5 protein-coding genes are annotated in these 3369 nt (G+C 73.4%); 3 read left to right on the forward strand and 2 right to left on the reverse strand.

Features of this window, described 5'->3' with window-relative positions; translation table 11 throughout:
• Positions 1–208: 208 nt before the first annotated feature.
• The gene (nagB, locus tag ACOV8S_RS23665; protein WP_448320088.1) at positions 209–1045 is read left to right on the forward strand and encodes a glucosamine-6-phosphate deaminase; all 837 of its coding nucleotides are present in this window, start codon (positions 209–211) and stop codon (positions 1043–1045) included.
• A gap of 3 nt (positions 1046–1048) precedes the next feature.
• On the opposite strand, the gene ACOV8S_RS23670 is transcribed toward nagB, so the two are convergent.
• Entirely contained in the window at positions 1049–1696 is a 648-nt protein-coding gene (locus tag ACOV8S_RS23670; RefSeq protein ID WP_448320090.1) for a GNAT family N-acetyltransferase, read from the reverse strand.
• Positions 1696–2184 carry a GNAT family N-acetyltransferase gene (locus ACOV8S_RS23675; RefSeq protein ID WP_448320091.1) on the reverse strand — a complete coding sequence of 163 codons (489 nt, stop codon included), beginning with the start codon at positions 2182–2184 and terminating at the stop codon, positions 1696–1698. Before ACOV8S_RS23675 ends, ACOV8S_RS23670 begins: the two co-directional genes overlap by 1 nt.
• 109 nt (positions 2185–2293) lie before the next feature.
• On the opposite strand from ACOV8S_RS23675, the gene ACOV8S_RS23680 reads away from it, so the two are divergent.
• Both ACOV8S_RS23680 and ACOV8S_RS23685 read left to right on the forward strand, forming a co-directional pair.
• Positions 2294–2881, forward strand: a complete 588-nt coding sequence (locus ACOV8S_RS23680) for an AAA family ATPase (protein ID WP_448320092.1) — start codon at positions 2294–2296, stop codon at positions 2879–2881.
• Positions 2882–2971: 90 nt separating this feature from the next.
• A partial coding sequence (locus ACOV8S_RS23685) for a hypothetical protein (RefSeq protein WP_448320094.1) occupies positions 2972–3369 on the forward strand: 398 nt, incomplete at its 3' end.

The following is a 3369-nucleotide window of genomic DNA, read 5'->3' on the forward strand; positions in this document are numbered from 1 at the left end:
CCTGGGGGCTGCGTGCCCGGACGCTTCGTGTCCGCGCGCTTCGTGCCCGCGCACGTTGGTCCCGCCATGCGGCCCGTGCCGTGCCGTGCTCGAAGCCACCGGCCGGGCGGTCCGCTCACGCGGCGCCGGGCCGACGCCCCTCGGGGGCGCCCCTCACGTTCCGGGTCCGGCCCGCCTCCGGACCCCCTCACCGATCGGCAGGACCCCCATGGAAGTCGTCATCGTTCCGGACGCGGAGGCCGGCGGCCGCTTCGTCGCCGAGGGCATCGCCCGCCTGGTCGGGCTCAAGCCCGACGCGCTGCTCGGCGTGGCCACCGGCTCGACCCCGCTTCCCGTCTACCGCGCGCTCGCCGCCATGGCGTCCGAAGGCGGGGCGGACCTCTCCCGGGCGCGGATCGCGCAGCTCGACGAGTACGTGGGACTGCCCGCCGGGCACCCGGAGTCGTACCGGTCCGTCCTGGAACGGGAGGTGCTGGAGCCGCTGGGCCTGGGCGCGGACGCATTCCTCGGCCCGGACACCACCGCGGCCGACCTCCCGGCGGCCTGCCGGGCGTACGAGCACGCCCTCGCGGCGGCCGGCGGGGTGGACCTTCAGCTGCTGGGCATCGGCGGCGACGGCCACATCGGCTTCAACGAGCCCTGCTCGTCGCTCGCCTCCCGAACCCGCATCAAGACGCTCACCGAGCGGACCCGCGGCGACAACGCGCGGTTCTTCGGCGGGGACGTCGAGCAGGTGCCGCGCCACGTCGTCACCCAGGGCGTCGGCACGATCCTGGAGGCCCGCCACGTGGTGCTCCTGGCCTCCGGCGCGAACAAGGCCGAGGCCCTGGCCGCGGCGGTCGAGGGACCGCTCGCCGCCCGCTGTCCCGCCTCGGCGCTCCAACTGCACCCGCACGTCACGGTGGTGGCCGACGAGGCGGCCGCCACCCGGCTGGAACTGGCGGACTACTTCCGACACGTCCTCGCAGGGAAGCCCGCCTGGCAGGCGCTCCGGCCCTTCGGCCCGTTCGACGCCTCGCACGGTCCTCGGGTCGCGAACGGGTGACGGTCACGGCCGGTCGGGCACCGGGTCCAGGTCGAGGATCATGTCCAGCGACAGGGACCCGTCCGCCTCCGCGAAGGCGCCCACCGCCCGGAAGCCGTTCTTCTCGTAGTAGCGGATGGCGCGCGGATTTTCGGCGCGGACGCCGCCCCACAGGATGATCCTGGTCCTCCCGAGGCGTCGGGCGACCTCCTCGACGAACGGGAGGACGAGTGTCCCGAGGCCCCGGTCCTGGAAGTCGTCGGCCAGCGTGAGGCCGAAGCGGCAGTCGGTCGTCCCGGTGAGGCGGACGCCCGCCTCCCGGTACCGCGCGACGTCAGCCGGCGTCAGCGCGAGGCTGAACTCGGGCAGGCCGACGATCCTGCCGGACGCGACGTCCTCGAGGACGAGCCTGAGCTTGTCGTAGCGCGCGATCGCGTCGCACAACTCCCGTGCCGTCGCGAGGTCGTACCCCTCGAACGTGCTGAACCGCCGCGATGCGGAGGACAGGGCCGCCAGGAACCCGGCCAGGCCCTTGGCGTCGCCGTGCGTGAGGGGACGGAAAACGAACTCCGTACCGTCACGGGCCCGCAAGCAGGAGGTCAGGCACAGCGGGTCCGCGGCGATGCCCGTCAGTGTGAGCGCCTCGGCGGCCCCCCTGCCCGCGTCGCGCATCACACGAGGTCCTTGCGCATCATGGTGCACATCGTCTCGTGACGTCGCAGTGTCCCGTCGGGAGCCTGCTCGTCCCACGCGTCCGGCAGACGGTCGTAGGCACGGTAACCCAGCCTCTCGTACAGGGCACGAGCACGATCGTTGCCGTCCTCCACGCCCAGCTCCGCCCGACGCAGCCCTCGGTCCCTGATGCGCTGTTCCGCGGCCCCGACGAGGACCGTGCCCACGCCGCAGGACTGCAGTGCGGGGTGGACGGCGAGCTGCCACAGCGTGCCCACGCCGTCCTTGGCCCGGTAGTCGACACCGCCCTTGGCGATCGGAACGTCCGCGCGGGCGCAGACCGCCAGGTAGTCCACCTCGCCGAGCCGCCTGCGCTCCAACTGCTCGCCCACGACCGCGAGATGCCGGGCGGATCCCGCCCACCCGCACGCCGCCAGATCCGCCTGCACCAGGTCACGGACGGTCAGCTCCAGGGCAAGAGTGATCACTTGGCCCACCTCCGACGAGTCAGGATCCTCCCCCACCTGGAAGCGGTGCAACGCGTATTTACGCTCTGGAAGGATGGACGTGACACGCGCAGGAAGCGGGGCGAAGCTGATGAGCGAAACACCGGAGGGCCGCGTCGCGGACGGGGCCGTCGTGGTGTGGCCAGGCCTCGTGCTGCTCGTCGGCCCACCGGCTTCGGGCAAGAGCAGCTTCGTTCGGGCCCTGATCGCACGGGGGCACATCGAGGCGGACGCCGTGGTGTCCAGCGACGACATCCGCGCGGAACTGTTCGGTACGTCGTCCGCCGAGGGGCACACCGACGCGGCGGACGCGCGGATCTTCGGGGAACGTGACCGGCGGATCGCCGCCCGGCTCGCCGGTAGGCGTACGGCGGTCGCCGAGTCCACGAACGTCACCCCGCAGGCGCGCATCCGCCTCATCGCGATCGCCAGGCGCTTCGACGCTCCGGTGACCGTGCTGCGCTTCGCCCCGGACCTCGGCGTCCTCCTCGAGCAGCACGCGGGGCGGGGCCGTACCGACGTCAGCACCGCCGACGTCCACGCCGCCGCGGCGGTCATGGCCCGGCACGCGGGGGCCGACCAGCTACGCTCCGAAGGTGCACACGCCGTTCACGACGTGCCCGGGCGCCGTCAGGGGGCCACTCCCGCCGAAGCCGCGGCGCGCTTCTCCTTCACCTGACGTGTCACCTGACGTGACGGCCCGCCGGGTGCACGCCCGTCCTCGGGCCGGCACGCGTGGACGTGCGCGGAGCGACGCCGGGTTGTGCCCATGAGCGCGACCACGCCGCCGGAGGATGCCGCGCACGGCGGCCGTGCCGAGGTGCTGGAGGAGCGGCTCAAGGAGCGCATCTACGCCTCGCTCACCCTGCTGGCCGTACTGGTGGGACTCGCGCAGGGCGGACACCCCACGCACGCGGGCGCCCTGGTCTCCGTCGTGGTGACCGCGCTGGGCCTGTGGCTGGCGACGCTGGTCGCGGACCTGCAGGCCCACCCGGTCGCCCACCGGCGTTGGCCGACCCCGCGGGAGATCAAGCACGTCCTGTTCACCAGCAGCCCGCTGCTGACCTGCGCCGTCGGCCCCGTGCTGATGATCGGCCTGTCCGCGGCCGGCCTGCTGGGACTGACCACGGCACTGTGGGTGTCGGTGGGCAGCGAGGTCGCGTCACT

It is taken from the genome of Streptomyces sp. CO7 (assembly GCF_053474865.1).

Excerpts from the sequence above, each read along its gene's own strand:
- ACOV8S_RS23670 (WP_448320090.1), bottom strand. The coding sequence starts at position 1,696 with ATGCGCGACGCGGGCAGGGGGGCCGCCGAGGCGCTCACACTGACGGGC.
- nagB (WP_448320088.1), top strand. The coding sequence starts at position 209 with ATGGAAGTCGTCATCGTTCCGGACGCGGAGGCCGGCGGCCGCTTCGTC.
- ACOV8S_RS23680 (WP_448320092.1), top strand. The coding sequence starts at position 2,294 with ATGAGCGAAACACCGGAGGGCCGCGTCGCGGACGGGGCCGTCGTGGTG.